Raw genomic sequence first — 17530 nt, 5'->3', positions numbered from 1 at the left:
AGGGCCCCAAGCCGGGGTCTTCTCGCCCCCTACCCGTCCCCGGAGGCTCTGCCGTCAGCCCCCCGCATCGGCCTGCGAAGACCTCGCCCTCAGCGCCGGGCGGGCGCAACCCGCCCGCCCGGCGCAGGCACGTCACCGCCCCCGAGGCCTCCGCGGCACGTCACCGACCCCCCCGAGGCCTCCGCGGCGAAGGAGGAGCCCCCTCCTCCGGCGGCGGTGGCGGGGGAGGAGGAGGCCCCTCTCCGCCCCGTGACCGTGGCCCCCGCGCCGGAGGCCTCTGCGGCGGAGGAGCCCCGATCGGCCCTACCACCGTAGGCGCGCCATATACATCCCCAGGCGGCCGCTCGCCGCTGCGCGGCCCCGCGTCCCCGGGCGGCCGCTCGCCCCTGCGCGGCCCCGCGTCCCCGGGCGGCCGCTCGCCCCTGCGCGGCCCCGCATCCCCTGGCTCGCGCAGCTCGTCGGGCAGTCGCAGATACGGATTGGTGTGGGGATTCGGCGGACGGTACGAGGCCTGGGGACTGTACGGTCCGGGCTCCCCGGCGAGCACGGGGTACTCGGCCGCGGGCACCGAGCCGCCCGCGTCACCCAGTGCCAGCGGCGCCGCCCGCCGCCCCGCGGCCCCGCTCGCGTACGCCAGCAGCGCCCCCGCCGCCCCCGCCCCCGCACCCCACACGGCGCCGAGCAGCAGCGCCATGCCCAGGTGCCCGTGCAACTCGATCCCGGCACCGAACGCGTCGAAGCCGAGCACCGACAGCGAGGCGTCCGCGGACACCTCCGTCAGCCATGCGAGCAGCGGCAGTGCCAGCGCCGTCACGACCCCCAGACGAAGAGCGCAGCGCCCTGCGAAACCGAGGGCACCGCCGCCCCGTACATCTGTGGCACCCGCAGCTCCCGCGACGGCGGCACCCGGCCCCCGTACAAAAGGCGTACGCGCGGCGGCCAGGACGCCCGCGAACAGCATCATCACCGCGGTCGCCACCCCCAACAGCCACACGCGGCCGTCGAGTTCGGCGAGTCGGCCCAGCGTGACGGGCTGGTCGGAGTCGACGCTCAGCAGCTTGTCCAGAGGGTCGGGGAGCAGCTTGGCGAGCTCGCCCGTGGCCTTGCCGTCCCAGGGGACGAAGAGGCCGATGGGGATGCCGAGCCACACGCCGTTGGGCGCGCCGAGCAGGGCCGCGCCCGCGATCCGCTGGGGGTGGGCGTCGCCGATCGCCGCGTACGCAGCCGCCGCGAGCCCGGCCAGGACCGCCACCAGCAACACGCTGACGAGCGCGGAGGCTGCGGGGCGCACCACCCGGTGCGCGGCTTCCCAGCCGCGCGGCAGCGGCGTACGCCGGGAGGCCAGCAGGGCGATCACCAGGATGCCGGCCGCCCAGGCCGCGCCCCCGAGCAGCGTGGGCACGGTGTCGACCGTGAACCCCACGGCGGCCTTCGCGTTCACGAGATCGCCGATTTTGTCGGGCAGCAGCCCGCCGAGGTCTCCGAGCCCGCCGGGGAGCTTGTCCGTGATGTCGCCGAGCCCGCCGCCGCCCGTGACCTTGTCGAGCCCGAGCTTGCTCCCGTCGATCGTGATGATGTCGTGACCGGCCCAGGCGAGCCCGCCCAGCGTCGCCACGAAGAGCACGACCACCGTGCCCGCGCGCGCGAGGAGTTCGAAGGGCGCGATCACAACTCCCGCCCCGCGCAAGGACCGTAGGAAGAACCAGGACATGAGGAGCGCGCCGACCAACCCCACACCCAGCGGCGTGATCTGCATCGCCGTGTGCGCCTCCGCTCCTTTCAGGCCGAAGGCCGACACGTCGCCGGACGGCTTGACCGCGCCATTGGCCCCAAGTGCCACCACCGCTGCGGTCATCGGCCCGAGCGAGCCCGCCGCGTCGGCCCCGAGCAGATGCAGCCCGAGCGCGGCCGTGCCCGCCATTCCGATCAACGCCCAGCTCACAGAGGCGATCGCGGACAGCAGTACGTCCCCCCAGGGCACACTACTGGCGCTCCCGCCGTGGTCCGCGGTCTCGATACTCATCGTCAGACCCCCCGATCCGCGCCGCGGCGATCCACCGCGGATGTCCCCCTCGCGTGGGATTACCACTCTCCGGGCCGGTTTCAACCCCGTCAACGGAAACGGGCAACCCGCCCGAACGCTTCCTTCACATAGCCCGACTTTCGGTCAGGGGGCTCCTACTGAAATAGTTCCCGACGATGTTCGACATCCCTAGACTCCCTGTGATGGGGGTAACTCGGGGGACTACTCAGTGGGGCATGGAGTGCCGGAACTCGTACTGGAATTGAATGGACGGACCTGGACGCTCGACGCGTCCAGGCCATACGCCCTCGGACGTGATCCGCAGGGGGACATCGTGCTCGACGACGCCAGGGTCTCCTGGCGTCACGCCACGATCAGCTGGGGCGGCCGCAGTTGGGTCATCGAGGACCACGGCAGCACCAACGGCACGTTCGTGCAGGGGCAGCGGATCCACCAGATGGAGATCGGCCCCGGCTCAGCCGTGCACCTCGGCAACGCGACCGACGGACCGCGCCTGAACCTGTCCGGCGCCGCGGCCTCCGTCGCGCAGCCCGAGCAGCAGCCGTACGCGGCGCAGGGCGCGAGCCCCGGCTGGGCTCAGCAGCCGACGCCGCAGCAGCAGGCACCGGAGCAGGGCTGGCAACAGCCGCAACAGGCGGCGAACATCCCGCCGCAGCAGGGACCCGGTGGTGGCGCGGGGGCGCCGCCGGTCTACGGCGACCGCAGCCCCACCACGTTCCACCAGTTCTCGCTCGGCCGCGTGATGCGCATCGGTCGTGCGCTGGAGAACGAGCTGGTCGTCTCCGATCTCCAGGTCTCGCGCCACCACGCCGAGTTCCACGCGACACCCGACGGCCGCTTCGAGATCCGCGACCTCGGCTCGCACAACGGCACGTACGTCAACGGTATGCCGATCGCCAAGGGCGGCTCGGCGCTGCTCGGCCCGAACGACATCGTCGGCGTCGGTCACTCGACGTTCCGTCTGGTCGGCGACCGCCTCGAGGAGTTCGTCGACACCGGTGAGGTCTCCTTCTCGGCCCGCCATCTGACGGTCACGGTCGACGGCGGCAAGCAGATCCTCAAGGACGTCTCCTTCGGCGTGCCCGAGAAGTCGCTCATCGCGGTCATCGGTCCGTCCGGCTCCGGCAAGTCGACGCTCCTGAAGGCGCTCACGGGCTACCGCCCCGCCAACCAGGGTGACGTCCTCTACGACAACCGGAACCTGTACAAGCAGTTCGCCGAGCTGCGCCAGCGCATCGGTCTGGTCCCGCAGGACGACATCCTGCACAAGGAACTCACCGTCAAGAAGGCCCTCAAGTACGCGGCCAAACTGCGCTTCCCCGCGGACACCACGACCGAGGAGCGCGAGGCCCGCATAGACGAGGTGCTGCGCGAGCTGAAGCTGGACATCCACAAGGAGAAGAAGGTCACCTCCCTCTCCGGTGGCCAGCGCAAGCGTGTCTCCGTGGCCCTGGAGCTGCTCACCAAGCCGTCGCTGATCTTCCTGGACGAGCCGACCTCCGGCCTCGACCCGGGCATGGACCGCGACGTCATGCAGCTGCTGCGCGGCCTCGCCGACGACGGGCGTACGGTGCTCGTCGTCACGCACTCCGTGGCCGAGCTGGCGATCTGCGACAAGCTCCTGGTGATGGCGCCCGGCGGCTCCGTCGCCTACTTCGGCCCGCCGGAGGAGGCGCTGAACTTCTTCGGCTACGAGACCTGGGCCGACGTCTTCTCCGCCTTCGAGAACTACCGCGACTACGACTGGGCGGGCCGCTGGAAGGGCTCGCAGCACTACCAGATGTACGCCGCGGACATCGACGCGGTCGCCCCGCAGTCGACGCAGATGCCGCCGCCGCAGGCGATGAAGCCGCCGAAGCCGCAGAGCTGGGGCTCCCAGCTGATGACCCTGATCCGCCGCTATGTCTCGGTGATCGCCTCCGACAAGGGCTTCCTGGCGCTGACGGTGATCCTGCCGGCGGTGCTGGGCGCGGTGAGCCTGCTCATCGACTCGGACAAGACCCTGCTGGTCAACCCGATCATCACGAAGCAGGGCTTCCACGTTGCCAACGGCACGGCCACGACGGTGCTCCTGATCCTCGCGGTCGGTGCGTGCTTCGCCGGCGCCGCCAACTCCGTCCGCGAGCTGATCAAGGAGCGGGTGATCTACGAGCGGGAGCGCGCGACGGGTCTGTCGCGTTCCGCGTATCTGATGTCCAAGGTCATCGTCCTCGGCGTGATCACCATGCTGCAGGGTGCCTTGATCGGCGCCATCGGCTTCGGCAGCCGCACGGTCCCGAAAGAGGGCCTGATCCTGACGAGCCTGCCCAAGGTCGAGCTCACCATCCCGATCATGGCCCTCGGCTTCGCGTCGATGATGTTCGGCCTGGTGATCTCCTCGCTGGTGAAGACCGCCGAGAAGACCATGCCGCTGCTGGTCATGTTCGCGATCGTCCAGGTCGTCTTCACCGGCTGTCTGTTCATCCTGAACGGCACGCCCGGCGTCAACCAGTTCTCATACCTGATGCCGGCCCGCTGGGCTGTCGCCGCCTCCGGTACCACGCTGGACTTCAACAACATCTTCCCGAACCAGGACGACCCGAGCAGCACGGACCCGCTGTGGGACCACACGGCCGGGGCCTGGACCCTGGACATGGTCGCCCTGATCGTCCTCGGCGTGCTCTGCGGCTTCTTCGTGGCTCGCTTCCTGCGTCGCCACGAGCCCGAAGTCATGCGGAAGTAATCGCTCAGGCACGGCGGAAGGGCGGCACCCCATCGGGGGTGCCGCCCTTCCGCGTACGTGTCGGAGCTCCGCGCTCGCCTCAGTACGCGCTGTTGACGTTGTCCATCGAGCCGTACTTGTCGGCCGCGTAGTTGCAGGCGGCCGTGATGTTGGCGACCGGGTCGTAGATGTTCCACGAGGTGCCAGGCACGTGGTACGCCTTGAACGTCGGCGGGATGACCTGGAGCAGGCCCTTCGACGGGATGCCGTTGATGGCGTTGATGTCCCAGTCGTTGATGGCCATCGGGTTGCCGGAGGACTCACGCATGATGTTGCGGTGCAGACCGTTGTAGGAACCCGGGATGCCGTGCTTCTTCATGATGTCCAGGGACTGGCGGATCCAGCCGTCGAGGTTGTTGGCGTACGTCTTCACCGCGACGGTCTGGACCGTGGGGCGCTGCGCGGAGCGGCTCACGGCCTGCACGGTGACGCGGGCCTCCTCGGCCTTCTTCTCCGCGGCGGCCTCGGCGGCGGCCTTCTTCTTCGCGGCGGCAGCGGCGTCGGTGGCGGCCTTCTTCTTCGCGGCGGCAGCGGCTGCGTCGGCAGTCTTCTTCTTCGCGGCGGCAGCGGCGTCGGCGGCCGCCTTCTTCTTCGCCGCGATGGCCTGGGCCTTCAGGTCGGCGCCGGCCAGCTGGTCCGTGATGCTGGCCTTCACATCCTTGATCGGCTGCTCGCTGTAGGCGACCTGAGCCGTGGAGGCGGCGTCGGTCATGACGGTCTGGGAGTTGGCGGGGACCAGAGAGAAGGCGAGAGCGGCGGCACCGAGGGTCGAGAGACCGGCGATCGAAAGCTTGTGAGCCTTGGACAGCTTCGGACTATGACCAGGAGTGTTGACGTTCTTGGACATCACTGATGGACCTCTTCGAATAGCGCGGAGGTCGCTCTCGGTCCGGCGGGGACAGAGTGTTTCCGGAACAAGCGCCCCGGGGCGGAACCCGCGGTGCGCTGAGCGACAGGGGCAATTCTTAGCGGCCGCAAAATGCTGTGGCAAAGGTGTGACGTACGAAGCCGGGTAGTGGACGCGGAAAGGGCAAAACGGGGCAGACTGTCACGTCTGCCCCGCTCATGGGGGGTCGCTTTATCTCCTATGTCCGTTCGTACGTGATGTGCGCCCTATGTGCGGGCTCACATCGGCCGGGTGCCCATCTCACCAGCAGTTGCTGGAGCAATGCTCAGAGTGAGGGGCCTCGCTCGGGAGGATGAGGTGCACGTCCCCGAACTCGTGCCAGAGGTAGAGCCCGCGCAGTGCCTCGTCGTAGCTGCGGTCGATCGCCGCCCCTCCCGCGATCGCCTCCAGCATCAGCAGATGCGAGGCCTCCGGCTCGTGCAGCCCGGTCAGCAGCCCGTCGACGACCCGCACCCCGCGCTCCGGCGTCACCACGAGATCGGTCCAGCCCGTCGCCGCCCGGACCACCCCGTCGGGGCCCGTCGCGGACTCGACGGCACGCACGGCCGTCGTGCCGACCGCGATGATCCGGCCGCCCCCGGCCTTCGCCGCGTTGATCAGCCGCGCCGACGCCTCGGGCACCCCGTACCGCTCCGGATACGGCGGCTCATGGGCCTCGGCCGACGCCACTCCCGTGTGCAGCGTGATCGGCGCGAACTGCACACCCCGGCTCACCAGCTCCGCCACCATGCGCGCGGTGAAGGGGCGCGCAGCGCTCGGCATCTCCGCGCTGCCCGCGCCATCGGCGGACGGCAGCGCGAACACCGTCTGGTACACGGACAGCGGCTGGTCCTTGTCTGTATAGGAGTAGCGAATGGGCCGCCCGTGCCGCCGCAGCAGCCCCAGGACGTCCCCGTCCGACACCCGCGCCCACCACAGCCGTGGGCTCCTCGGGGCCAGCGGCTCCTCCAGTACGAGGCGTACGTCCCCGGCGAGGCGCACCTCTGTTCCCGCGGGCCCGCCCGCACGCGCGCGCGTGGTTCCTCTACCGTCGGGATCCCGCAGCTCGACCGCCCACCGCCCGTCGTCGCCGCGCGTGGAGAAATGCACCACCACGCGCGCGTGCCCGATCCGTGCGTCGACGGCGGCCGCCAGGGTGGCGGAGGTGTTGACGACCAGCAGATCCCCGGCCTTCAGCTGCCGGGGCAGCTCCACGAACTCGTGATGCGACACCTCGGTGCCACGCGAAACCAGCAGCCGTACGGAATCCCGGTCGAGCCCGGGCCCCCGCTGCTCGGCCGGCACCCGCGCCGACAGCTCCTCCGGAACCCTCCCCCACTCTCGACTGCGCTCGGACGGGGGGACCCGCATCGCGGTCGTCATCGCTCCTCCAGCAGAGCCGGGGCGCCGTAACGACCACTGGCCGGCCGCTCGTCGAGCAGCCGCAGCAAGGCCGGAACCACACTGTCCGGCGTCGGCCGTGGATCGCCGTCGTCCGGTACGGCCGCCGCGTACAGGTCCGTGGCCATGTCCCCGGGGTCGACCGCCCAGACCCGAAGGCCGGGCTCCTCCTCGCCGAGGACGGCGGAGAGGTGGTCGAGGGCCGCCTTCGACGCTCCGTAGCCGCCCCACGTCGGATACGCCTCGGCGGCGGCGTCCGAGCTGATGTCGATGACCGTGCCCGCCGGCGCGGCCCGCAGCGGCGGCAGCGCCTCCTGGATCAGGCCCAGTGCGGCGACGACGTTGACCTCGAGGGCCTGCCGCAGTCCGTCCAGGGTCAGCTTCTCCAGGCGCACCAGCGGCTCGGCCCCCAATGCGCTCGCGTTGTTCACCAGGAGGTCGACACCACCGAGCTTCCGAGCCGCCGCGACCAGCTCGGCGCGGTGCCCGGCGTCCGTGACGTCCCCGGGGAGCGCCTCCACGCGCGTCCCGTACCCGGACAGTGCCACCGCCGTCTCCTCCAGAACCCCGGCCGTTCTGGCGTCGAGCACCAGATCCCAGCCGCGCTCCGCCAGGGCCCTGCCGAGCGCCCGCCCCAGCCCCTTCGAAGCCCCCGTGATGATCGCTACCGGCATGACGTCCGTCCCCTCGTCCCGTGACCGCCGCTCCCGGCGGGTGTCATCAACGTAGGAACCCGGCCGCCCCGCCGCCTCGTGCGCGGGCCGCAATGATCCAGGGCCCTTCGTCCTAGTCCTCCGGGCCCAGGCGACCGCCATCACAGGTCCGATACGTGTTGTCACACCCCGCCGGTACTTTGGGGTCATGAGCCAAGGACCACGGTCGGGCCTGTACGCGGTGAGTTCCGCGCTGCTGGCCATGAGTAGGCATCTCGAAGTGCGCGACGTGCTCAAGACGATCGTCGCCTCGGCCCGAGAGCTGCTCGACGCGCAGTACGCGGCCCTCGGCGTGCCCGACGACCACGGCGGCTTCGCCCAGTTCGTCGTCGACGGCGTCAGCGACGCCCAGTGGAAGGCCATCGGCCCGCTCCCGCGCCAGCACGGCATCCTCGCCGCGATGCTGCACGAGGCCCGCGCCGAGCGCCTGGCCGACGTGCGCAAGGACCCCCGCTTCGAGGGCTGGCCCTCGGCTCACCCCGACATGTCCGACTTCCTGGGCCTGCCGATCCGCGACGGCGACGAGGTCATCGGCGCACTGTTCCTCGCGAACAAGAACTGCCCCAAGGCGGACGGCAGCTGCGGCTTCACCGAGGACGACGAGGAGCTGCTCACGATCCTCGCCCAGCACGCCGCGATCGCCCTGACGAATGCCCGCCTCTACGAGCGCAGCCGGGAGCTCACCATCGCCGAGGAGCGCTCCCGGCTCGCCCATGAGCTGCACGACGCGGTCAGCCAGAAGCTGTTCTCCCTGCGTCTCACCGCGCAGGCCGCCGCCGCCCTCGTCGACCGCGACCCGTCGCGCGCCAAGGGCGAACTCCATCAGGTGGCCGCGCTCGCCGCGGAGGCCGCCGACGAACTGCGTGCCGCCGTCGTCGAGCTGCGCCCCACCGCCCTCGACGAGGACGGCCTGGTCGCCACTCTGCGTACCCACATCCAGGTCCTCGACCGCGCCCACGCCGCGCGCGTCACCTTCGCCGGCCGCGGGGTACGGGCACTGCCCGCCGCCCAGGAGGAGGCCATGCTGCGCGTCGCCCAGGAGGCCCTGCACAACGCGCTGCGGCACTCCGGCGCCGCCCACGTCGACGTGACCCTGGAAAAGCGTGGACCGGGTGCCGTGCTGCGCGTCACCGACGACGGCAGCGGCTTCGAACCCACCGCGATACGCAGCGCGGGCCGCCACCTCGGGCTCGTGTCGATGCGCGACCGGGCGAGCGGAGTCGGCGGCACACTCACCGTGGAATCGGCGCCCGACAAGGGCGCCACGATCGAGATGGAGGTCCCTGGTGGCTGACGCAATCAAGGTGCTGCTCGTCGACGACCACCAAGTGGTCCGCCGGGGCCTGCGCACCTTCCTCGAAGTACAGGACGACATCGAGGTCGTGGGAGAGGCGTCCGACGGCGCCGAAGGAGTCGCCCGCGCCGAGGAGTTGAAGCCCGACGTCGTCCTCATGGACGTCAAGATGCCGGGCATGGACGGCATCGACGCGCTGCGCAAGCTCCGTGAACTCGCCAACCCCGCGCGCGTGCTGATCGTCACCAGCTTCACCGAGCAGCGCACGGTCGTCCCGGCCCTGCGTGCGGGCGCCGCCGGGTATGTGTACAAGGACGTGGACCCCGACGCCCTGGCGGGCGCCATCCGCTCTGTGCACGCCGGGCACATCCTGCTGCAGCCCGAGGTCGCGGGCGCGCTGCTGTCCCAGGAGGAGGCCAACTCGGGGCAGGGGAGAGGCGGTTCGCTCACCGAGCGGGAGCGCGAGGTGCTCGGCCTGATCGCGGACGGCCGCTCCAACCGCGAGATCGCCCGCGCGCTCGTCCTCTCCGAGAAGACCGTCAAGACGCATGTTTCGAACATCCTGATGAAACTCGACCTCGCCGACCGGACCCAGGCCGCGCTCTGGGCCGTACGGCATGGCGTGGCGGGCTGATCACCAGCGGATACGCGACGGATCCGCGCTCCAGCGCACTCCTGGGGCACATCGGCGGCGGCAATTCGGAGGGTTCCGCTCCGGGATGAGATTCATACCGTCGGGTGTATGTCCCCCAGATGGCACATCCTCCGTGGATCTCGGCCGTTCTCCATGCGTGCTGCGGCGACTTGCCGCAGTGATCGCAAGGAGGGGTTTCGAAGTGAAGAACCTGAAGAAGGCCACTGCTGTCGCGATGGTGGCCGGCGGCCTGGTTGCCGCCGGTGCCGGTATGGCCTCCGCCACCGACGGTGCGTGGGCGGGCGGTCACGCCGAGGGCTCCCCGGGCGTCGTCTCGGGCAACCTCATCCAGGTCCCGGTGCACGTCCCCGTGAACGCGGTCGGCAACAGCGTGAACGTCATCGGCGCTCTGAACCCGGCCTTCGGCAACCTAGGCGTCAACCGCTGAGTTCCGTACCGGAACCGTCATGACCACCGGCCTTCCAGGGATCCCCTGGGAGGCCGGTCAGGTTGTCGCCTCATCGCCCGACTGAACCGAACGGGCCCTTTGGGGCGGCATCCCGTGCCGTCAGCGATCTCCCCGACGTTGCTCAGCGTACGACCCGCGGCCGGGTCGGACCCGTACACGCAGGAGGAACGCTTTCCATGAACATCGCCAAGAAGGCCGCTCTGGCCATCACTGTCGCCGGTATCGCCGCGGGCGCTTCCGCCGGTGCCGCCGTTGCCAACTCGGGTGCCGACGGCGCGGCCCTGAACTCCCCGGGCGTCGCCTCGGGCAACGTCGTCCAGGCCCCGGTGCACGTCCCCGTCAACGCCGTTGGCGACACCGTCAACGTCGTCGGCCTTCTGAACCCGGCCTTCGGCAGCCAGGCCACCAACGACTGACCCGCACCAGCTGCAAAGGGGCCCCGCGAAGGGAAACAGTTCGCGGGGCCTTTCCACGTCGCCCGCCGCAGCCGCAGCCGCAGCCGCAGCCGCCGACGCTGTGGGCCTGTGTGCCGCAAGGGGGGCCGGCCCACCCGCAGCGGCGCGGCGGCGTGAGGTGGGTTTCGGGTGCCGCCGCAGCCGTCGTGGCTGTGGGTGATCGTGCCGCCGTGTCGGCACCCGTCCCGCAGGGAGCGGGCCCTGGTGAGCGCCGGTGAGCGCGCACCCACCCCGAGCTCAGCCCCCACCCGGGGGCGACGGGAACACCGCTCAGCGAGCCCCGCGCTCCCGCTCCTCCACAAACGCGTTGTAGGCAGCCACCTGTGCCCGCCGAGCCGTCCGCTCCACCGGCCGCAAGGCCTCCGCCCGAGCCGCCATCTCCGAGGCGCTCACCGCCCCACCGTGCCCGTTCTCGTACGCGACGGAGATCAGCAACCCCACCCGCTGAGCGAGCTCCAGCACCCGCACCGCCCGCGGCGGATACCCGGGAGCGAGAACCTCCCGCCCCCGCTCCGCCCGAGCCCGATACGCGTCGATCGCCGCCTCGGCAACCGGCCCCGACCCCGCCACATCCAGCCGCGACAACACCTCCGTCGCCTCGCGCAACGCCTCCGCCAGCTCCCGCTCGGCTTCCCCGAGCGAGGGCACATCGGCGGGCGGCGCCTGCCGTACCGGCAGGCAGTGCCAGACGACCTCCACGTGCACATCGCCGTCAGGCCCCGCCTCGTGCACCTCAGGCACCAGACCCAGCGCAGCGCCATGACAGACGACGGCCTCCTCGGCATCGAGGGCGCGCGTGTTGAAGTCCGGCGGCCCGCTCAGCCCGAGCGGATGCCCCGGCGCGGGCAGCGCGACCCGCAGCCCGGTCGCCCCGAGCGCGCGCAGACGGCCGAGGGCGAGTGTGAGCCCCACGGGCCCCGATTCGCCCGGCAGCCCCTCGACCCGGTGCACCGCGTCCTCGCCGACGATGGCGAGTACCGCGTCATCCGGCGAAATAAGTCCGGCCAAAAGGGCATTTCCCCATGCGGCCAACCGTCCTGAGCGTGGTTCCGAGAGCATGCCCCCACCCTAAGGACCGACCGATGGATGGGAGCGACCGACCGGTGGCGTAGGTTTTCCCTGGGGGCTGCGTCCACAGACGTAAGCGACGGCCGAGACTGCAATGGGAGACAACGCGCTCATGAGCGATGTACTGGAGCTGGTGGACGTATCCGTGGTCCGCGAGGGCCGGGCTCTGGTGGACCAGGTCTCCTGGTCGGTGAAGGAGGGGGAGCGCTGGGTCATCCTCGGCCCCAACGGTGCCGGAAAAACGACCCTTCTGAACGTCGCCTCCAGCTACCTCTTCCCCAGCCAGGGCACCGCCACCATCCTCGGCGAGACCCTCGGCAAGGTCGACGTCTTCGAGCTGCGCCCGCGCATCGGCATCGCCGGCATCGCCATGGCGGAGAAGCTCCCCAAGCGTCAGACGGTGCTGCAGACCGTGCTGACCGCCGCGTACGGCATGACCGCCGGCTGGCACGAGGACTACGAGGACGTCGACGAGCAGCGCGCCCGCGCCTTCCTCGACCGCCTCGGCATGAGCGAGTACCTGGACCGCAAGTTCGGCACCCTCTCCGAGGGCGAGCGCAAGCGCACCCTGATCGCCCGCGCCCTGATGACCGACCCCGAGCTGCTCCTGCTCGACGAACCCGCCGCGGGCCTCGACCTCGGCGGGCGCGAGGACCTCGTCCGTCGCCTCGGCCGACTCGCCCGCGACCCGATCGCACCCTCCATGATCATGGTCACGCACCACGTCGAGGAGATCGCCCCCGGCTTCACCCACGTCCTGATGATCCGTCAGGGCAAGGTGCTCGCCGCGGGCCCGCTGGAGCTCGAACTCACCTCGCGCAACCTCTCCCTCTGCTTCGGCCTCCCGCTCGTCGTCGAACAGGTCGGCGAGCGCTGGACCGCGCAGGGCCTGCCGATGGCCTGAACGCCTAAGAGCCCCCGACCCCTGTGAGCCGCGGAGCGCCCGCACCCCGCGCCGCGGACCGGGCGTGTCCCAGTTGATCGCGCGCCCTGTCCGACAGAGGAGCGCGGTCCTACCATGACCACGTGAACGACATCAACGCGTGGGTGTGGTGGCTTGTTGCGGCAGCCGGGCTCGGCATCCCGCTCGTCGTGACCGCGATGCCGGAGTTCGGCATGCTCGCCGTGGGCGCCGTCGCCGCCGCGGTCTCTGCGGGCCTCGGCGCTGGTGTGGTCCTCCAAGTGCTCGTCTTCGCCGTCGTCTCGGTCGCCCTCATCGCCGTGGTACGACCCGTCGCCGCTCGGCACCGCGCCCAGCGGCCCCAACTCGCCACGGGCGTAGAGGCGTTGAAGGGCAAGCAGGCCATCGTCCTGGAACGGGTGGACGGTTCGGGTGGTGGTCGGATCAAACTCGGCGGAGAGATCTGGTCGGCACGTGCCCTCGACGCCGGACAGGCCTACGAGGTGGGCCAGGAAGTGGACGTCGTGGACATCGACGGAGCTACGGCGATCGTCATGTGACCTCCCACGACGCAAGTGAACCGAACGCCCCACGCTGCAGACGGCGGTCTGTCAGACTCGTCCAGCAAGATCTTCAACTGCCATAAGATCTTCAGGAATTACCGAGCGGAGAAGGGTACGGGGAGCAACGATGGAACCGGTCATCATCGTCCTGATCATTCTGGTGGTGTTGGTCTTCATCGCCCTGATCAAGACCATCCAGGTCATCCCACAGGCCAGCGCCGCCATCGTCGAGCGCTTCGGGCGCTACACGCGCACCCTGAACGCCGGCCTGAACATCGTGGTCCCGTTCATCGACTCCATCCGCAACCGCATCGACCTGCGCGAACAGGTCGTGCCGTTCCCGCCGCAGCCGGTGATCACCCAGGACAACCTGGTCGTCAACATCGACACGGTCATCTACTACCAGGTGACCGACGCCCGCGCGGCCACGTACGAAGTCGCCAGCTACATCCAGGCGATCGAGCAGCTCACCGTCACCACGCTGCGCAACATCATCGGCGGCATGGACCTGGAGCGAACGCTGACCTCCCGCGAGGAGATCAACGCGGCCCTTCGCGGCGTCCTCGACGAGGCCACCGGCAAGTGGGGCATCCGCGTCAACCGCGTCGAGCTCAAGGCGATCGAGCCGCCCACCTCCATCCAGGACTCGATGGAGAAGCAGATGCGCGCCGACCGTGACAAGCGCGCCGCGATCCTCACCGCCGAAGGTATCCGCCAGTCGCAGATCCTCACCGCCGAAGGTGAGAAGCAGTCCGCGATCCTGCGCGCCGAAGGCGAGGCCAAGGCGGCCGCTCTGCGGGCCGAGGGCGAGGCCCAGGCCGTCCGTACGGTCTTCGAGGCCATCCACGCCGGCGACCCGGACCAGAAGCTCCTCTCGTACCAGTACCTCCAGATGCTCCCCAAGATCGCCGAAGGCGACGCCAACAAGCTCTGGATCGTGCCCAGCGAGATCGGCGACGCCCTCAAGGGCCTGAGTGGCGCCATGGGCAACTTCGGCTCCATGGGCGGCGGTTCGGGCAACGGAGGCACCGAGCGCCGCGAGAAGCCGTCCGTCACCGACTGATGTCGTACGACGATGGGGCCCACCTCCGCCGGGAGATGGGCCCCATCCTCGTACGAGCTAGGCCGCGGGCTGTGCCAGCCACTCCGGCAGCGAGTCGAAGTCGTCCTGGCCGAGCGCCAGCAGCATCGCGTCCGCGGGCGTCGGCTCGAAGGGCTGCCGCAGCAGCGGCATACCCGCCTGCTCCGGCGTGCGGTCCGCCTTGCGGTGGTTGTCCTCCGCGCACGAGGCGACCGTGTTCAGCCAGCAGTCCTGGCCGCCGTGCGCCCGCGGTACCACGTGGTCCACGGTCGTGGCGCGCCGACCGCAGTACGCGCACCTGTGCCGGTCGCGTACCAGCACACCGCGGCGCGACCACGGCGCTTGTCTTCGGAACGGCACCCGGACATAACGGCAGAGCCTGATCACCCGGGGCACGGGTATGTCGAGCGCTGCTCCGCGCATACGGAGTTCGGGGTGGGCCTGCTCCACGACGGCCTTGTCCTGCAGCACCAGAACGACGGCTCGGTTCAACGTCACCGTCGACAGCGGCTCAAAGCTCGCGTTCAGTACCAGCGTGTCCCGCATCCAGCCCACCTCCCGTGTGCACCGGCCCACCCCCTGGCGGACGGGCTTGGATCAACTCTGGCCGGGCGCGCCGAGATGGACAACGCAATAAAAAATGCCCGCCTCTGATCACTTCCAAGACCAGAGGCGGGCAAACGTTCAGTGAACGCTTGGCTCGCTCAGCTTTTCGACGGATTCTCGTACTCGCCGATCAGCTGGGCACGCGCCAGTGTGTGGAACCGCAGGTTGAAGCCCACGACGGCCGGTGACACCCCGGAGTCCGGCCCGAGCTTCTCGCTGTCGACGGCGTACACCGTGAAGACGTACCGGTGCGGTCCGTCCCCGGGCGGCGGCGCCGCCCCGCCGAAGTCCTTCGACCCGTAGTCGTTGCGGACGTGCACGGCGCCCTCGGGAAGCCCCTCGAACTTGCCGCTGCCCGCACCCGCCGACAGTTCCGTGACGGACACCGGGATGTCGAAGAGCACCCAGTGCCAGAACCCGCTGCCCGTCGGGGCATCCGGATCGAAGCACGTCACCGCGAAGCTCTTCGTAGCGGCAGGGAAGCCCTCCCAGCGCAGCTGCGGCGACGTGTTGCCCGCCGCGTACACCTGGGCGTCCGCCAATACCGCACCCGGCGCGATGTCGTCGCTCACCACGGTGAACGACGGCACCGGCGGATGGAAGTCATGGGGAAGCGGGGCCCTCTTCGCCTCAGTCACGTCTCAACCTCCGATTCGGCCGACTACCTGCGTCCGTAGCCTAGAACCAGCTGCGCTTGCTGCCGACTTCCGACAGCCACTGATTCAGGTACGCGGCCCAGTCCGTGCCCTGGTAGTCGTGCAGCCCCACCTGGAAGGACCGGTACGAGTCGCTGCCCTCACTGAACAGGCCCGGCTTCTTGTCCATCTCCAGGATGACGTCCATCGCGCGGTCGTCCGCGACGAAGCTCAGCTCCACCTGGTTCAGCCCGCGGTACTGCGACGGCGGGAAGAACTCGATCTCCTGGTAGAACGGCAGCTTCTGCCGCGTACCACGGATGTGACCGCGCTCCATGTCCGCGTTCTTGAAGCGGAAGCCCAGCTGAATGAAGGCGTCCAGGATCGCCTTCTGCGCCGGCAACGGGTGCACGTTGATCGGGTCCAGGTCACCGGAGTCCAGAGCGCGCGCGATCTCCAGCTCCGTGGTCACACCGATGTGCATCCCGCGCAGGCTCTGCCCGTCGATCATGGTGATCGGCGTCTCCCACGGGATCTCCAGACCGAACGGCACCGCGTGCACCGCGCCCGCCTGCAGCTCGAAGGCGCCACCGAGCCGCAGCTTGGTGAACTCGATGTCCTGCTTGTACTCCTGGTCGTCGTGGCCCTCGACCTCGACCTTGGCCTGCAGACCGACCGACAGACCCTCGATCGCCTGGTTCACCGACCCGCCCTGGATCCGCACCTCACCCTGGACGACGCCGCCCGGAACGGTGTTGACCTCCGTCAGCACCGTCTCGACCGAAGCCCCACCGGCCCCCATGCTCGCCAGCAGTCGCTTGAACCCCATGTCACTTCCTCCCCAGGCAGCGCCTGTTCCCTCTGCCGTGTCCGTCTGTATTCCTTGATCCCTACAAACGCGATCCGACCGCGGCCGGTTCCGCGTCCTCACCCTTCCAAGAGAGAGGACCCCTGGCCACCCCACCGACAAGCATCCGTCCGGACTACTCAGAACTACTCCGGACCGGTGGACTACGCTCGTACGCCATGATCGCGGCCCCTGACCGTACGCCCCTCCTGCGCGAGTTCTTCGACCGCCCCGTGCTGGACGTCGCCCCCGACCTCCTGGGGCGCATCCTCGTACGTACCACCCCGGACGGTCCGATCGAACTCCGTCTCACAGAGGTCGAGGCGTACGACGGCCCGAACGACCCCGGCTCCCACGCCTATCGCGGCCGCACACCCCGCAACGAGGTGATGTTCGGTCCGCCAGGCCACGTGTACGTCTACTTCACGTACGGCATGTGGCACTGCATGAACCTGGTGTGCGGTCCGGAGGGCCGGGCCAGCGCGGTCCTGCTTCGGGCCGGCGAGGTCATCGAGGGCGTCGAACTGGCCCGCAAACGTCGACTCTCGGCCCGAAATGACAAGGAACTGGCCAAAGGGCCCGCACGCCTCGCCACGGCACTCGGGGTGGACCAGTCGCTCGACGGCACGGATGCATGCGCCCCCGTGGGCTCCCCACTGACCCTCCTGACGGGCACCCCCGTCCACTCCGACCAGGTACGCAGTGGTCCCCGCACAGGAGTGGCCGGCGACGGGGGCGTCCACCCATGGCGCTACTGGATCGCCAACGACCCGACGGTGAGCCCTTATCGGGCCCATGCGCCACGCCGTCGCTCAACTTGACGCGTCCCTGGGGGATCCGTAATGTAGCCCGAGCCGCTTGAACCGGTTACGGCGTTCAGCCAGCAGCCGAGAGTGGCCAACCCACTACCTACGACTTCCCCTCGGCGGGGGCGAATTCGGCGTGCCCGCATGCCTGAATTCAAACTCGCGGAACTCGATTATGAGTTGCGGAGGGAATCGGCTAACGTAGTGAATGTCGAAAGGCCGCGAGGCGAAAGCGCTCAAAGGCCGAAAGACAACCCGCCGACCGGGAATCGGACACGAAAGAGTCTGATAGAGTCGGGCCCGCCGGAAAGGGAAACGCGAAAGCGGAAACCTGGAAAGCACCGAGGAAATCGGATCGGAAAAAGA

The 17530-nt window shown here is 69.7% G+C and carries 17 protein-coding genes; 9 read left to right on the top strand and 8 right to left on the bottom strand.

Features of this window, described 5'->3' with window-relative positions:
• Positions 1-160 precede the first annotated feature (160 nt).
• Positions 161-2023 carry a streptophobe family protein gene (locus tag IEY95_RS19845; RefSeq protein ID WP_189187401.1) on the bottom strand — a complete coding sequence of 621 codons (1863 nt, stop codon included), beginning with the start codon at positions 2021-2023 and terminating at the stop codon, positions 161-163.
• Positions 2024-2264: 241 nt separating this feature from the next.
• Here IEY95_RS19845 and IEY95_RS19840 point away from each other — a divergent pair, with 241 nt between their 5' ends.
• Entirely contained in the window at positions 2265-4766 is a 2502-nt protein-coding gene (locus IEY95_RS19840; protein ID WP_189187400.1) for an ABC transporter ATP-binding protein/permease, read from the top strand.
• A gap of 79 nt (positions 4767-4845) precedes the next feature.
• Here the strand turns inward: IEY95_RS19840 and IEY95_RS19835 are convergent, their stop codons facing one another.
• The 3 genes from IEY95_RS19835 to IEY95_RS19825 form a co-directional block, all read right to left on the bottom strand.
• Positions 4846-5652 carry a transglycosylase SLT domain-containing protein gene (locus IEY95_RS19835; protein WP_189187399.1) on the bottom strand — a complete coding sequence of 269 codons (807 nt, stop codon included), beginning with the start codon at positions 5650-5652 and terminating at the stop codon, positions 4846-4848.
• A 300-nt stretch (positions 5653-5952) separates the two neighbouring features.
• Positions 5953-7074: an S-adenosylmethionine:tRNA ribosyltransferase-isomerase gene (locus IEY95_RS19830; protein WP_189187398.1), complete on the bottom strand. Its 1122-nt coding sequence runs from the start codon at positions 7072-7074 to the stop codon at positions 5953-5955.
• Positions 7071-7766 (bottom strand): SDR family NAD(P)-dependent oxidoreductase, encoded by a 696-nt coding sequence (locus IEY95_RS19825; protein WP_189187397.1) that lies wholly within the window; start codon positions 7764-7766, stop codon positions 7071-7073. Before IEY95_RS19825 ends, IEY95_RS19830 begins: the two co-directional genes overlap by 4 nt.
• A 187-nt stretch (positions 7767-7953) precedes the next feature.
• On the opposite strand from IEY95_RS19825, the gene IEY95_RS19820 reads away from it, so the two are divergent.
• The 4 genes from IEY95_RS19820 (at position 7954) to IEY95_RS19805 (ending at position 10618) form a co-directional block, all read left to right on the top strand.
• Positions 7954-9099 (top strand): GAF domain-containing sensor histidine kinase, encoded by a 1146-nt coding sequence (locus IEY95_RS19820; RefSeq protein WP_189187396.1) that lies wholly within the window; start codon positions 7954-7956, stop codon positions 9097-9099.
• Complete coding sequence (locus IEY95_RS19815) at positions 9092-9733, top strand: response regulator (protein ID WP_189187395.1); 642 nt, start codon at positions 9092-9094, stop codon at positions 9731-9733. Before IEY95_RS19820 ends, IEY95_RS19815 begins: the two co-directional genes overlap by 8 nt.
• Before the next feature lie 202 nt (positions 9734-9935).
• Positions 9936-10181 carry a chaplin gene (locus IEY95_RS19810; RefSeq protein ID WP_189187394.1) on the top strand — a complete coding sequence of 82 codons (246 nt, stop codon included), beginning with the start codon at positions 9936-9938 and terminating at the stop codon, positions 10179-10181.
• 197 nt (positions 10182-10378) lie between these two features.
• Positions 10379-10618, top strand: coding sequence for a chaplin (locus tag IEY95_RS19805; RefSeq protein ID WP_189187393.1), 240 nt, complete (start codon positions 10379-10381; stop codon positions 10616-10618).
• A gap of 309 nt (positions 10619-10927) precedes the next feature.
• Here IEY95_RS19805 and IEY95_RS19800 read toward each other — a convergent pair whose 3' ends face one another.
• On the bottom strand, positions 10928-11716 hold the full coding sequence (locus IEY95_RS19800; RefSeq protein ID WP_189187392.1) for an Rv1486c family protein: 789 nt from the start codon (positions 11714-11716) through the stop codon (positions 10928-10930).
• A 121-nt stretch (positions 11717-11837) separates the two neighbouring features.
• Between IEY95_RS19800 and IEY95_RS19795 the strand changes: the two genes are divergently transcribed.
• From IEY95_RS19795 to IEY95_RS19785, 3 genes are all read left to right on the top strand, one after another.
• Complete coding sequence (locus IEY95_RS19795) at positions 11838-12629, top strand: ABC transporter ATP-binding protein (protein WP_189187391.1); 792 nt, start codon at positions 11838-11840, stop codon at positions 12627-12629.
• 122 nt (positions 12630-12751) lie between these two features.
• Entirely contained in the window at positions 12752-13186 is a 435-nt protein-coding gene (locus IEY95_RS19790) for an NfeD family protein (RefSeq protein WP_189187390.1), read from the top strand.
• Positions 13187-13316: 130 nt separating this feature from the next.
• Entirely contained in the window at positions 13317-14252 is a 936-nt protein-coding gene (locus IEY95_RS19785) for an SPFH domain-containing protein (protein ID WP_189187389.1), read from the top strand.
• A 57-nt stretch (positions 14253-14309) separates the two neighbouring features.
• On the opposite strand, the gene IEY95_RS19780 is transcribed toward IEY95_RS19785, so the two are convergent.
• The 3 genes from IEY95_RS19780 to IEY95_RS19770 all read right to left on the bottom strand — a co-directional run bounded on the left by IEY95_RS19780 (position 14310) and on the right by IEY95_RS19770 (position 16340).
• Complete coding sequence (locus tag IEY95_RS19780) at positions 14310-14816, bottom strand: HNH endonuclease (protein ID WP_189187388.1); 507 nt, start codon at positions 14814-14816, stop codon at positions 14310-14312.
• 158 nt (positions 14817-14974) lie between these two features.
• Positions 14975-15514 (bottom strand): YbhB/YbcL family Raf kinase inhibitor-like protein, encoded by a 540-nt coding sequence (locus tag IEY95_RS19775; protein ID WP_189187387.1) that lies wholly within the window; start codon positions 15512-15514, stop codon positions 14975-14977.
• Between the two features lie 40 nt (positions 15515-15554).
• The gene (locus IEY95_RS19770; protein WP_189187386.1) at positions 15555-16340 is read right to left on the bottom strand and encodes a sporulation protein; all 786 of its coding nucleotides are present in this window, start codon (positions 16338-16340) and stop codon (positions 15555-15557) included.
• 197 nt (positions 16341-16537) lie between these two features.
• Here IEY95_RS19770 and IEY95_RS19765 point away from each other — a divergent pair, with 197 nt between their 5' ends.
• Entirely contained in the window at positions 16538-17179 is a 642-nt protein-coding gene (locus IEY95_RS19765; RefSeq protein WP_189187385.1) for a DNA-3-methyladenine glycosylase, read from the top strand.
• Positions 17180-17530: the final 351 nt, after the last annotated feature.

Origin of the sequence: Streptomyces albiflavescens (assembly GCF_014645835.1) — a bacterium.
In the GTDB taxonomy this organism is placed as follows: domain Bacteria; phylum Actinomycetota; class Actinomycetes; order Streptomycetales; family Streptomycetaceae; genus Streptomyces; species Streptomyces albiflavescens.
This window is presented reverse-complemented; position numbering and strand designations above follow the sequence as displayed.